This is a genomic window from Cobetia sp. SIMBA_158 (genome assembly GCF_046566945.1).
Taxonomy (GTDB): domain Bacteria; phylum Pseudomonadota; class Gammaproteobacteria; order Pseudomonadales; family Halomonadaceae; genus Cobetia; species Cobetia amphilecti.
Genome location: NZ_JAWJYL010001100.1, coordinates 1 through 235 on the forward strand (window position 1 = coordinate 1; position 235 = coordinate 235).

A 235-nucleotide genomic window follows, 5' to 3' on the forward strand; every position below is an offset into this window, starting at 1 on the left:
GATAGCATTCCGGCTATCTTCGCCGTGACCACTGACCCGTTCATTGTGCTGACCTCAAACCGGTTTGCGATCCTCGGCCTGCGTGCGATGTATTTCCTGCTGGCGGGCGTAGCAGAGCGTTTCTCGATGCTCAAATATGGCCTGGCGGTGATTCTGGTGTTTATCGGTATCAAGATGCTGATTGTCGACTTCTACCATATTCCAATCGCCGTCTCGCTGGGCGTGGTGTTTGGCA

The 235-nt window shown here is 54.0% G+C and carries 1 protein-coding gene; it reads left to right on the plus strand.

Annotation, left to right across the window (positions count from 1 at the left end; genetic code table 11):
• A partial coding sequence (locus R2R70_RS23185) for a TerC family protein (protein WP_410979373.1) occupies positions 1-235 on the plus strand: 235 nt, incomplete at both ends.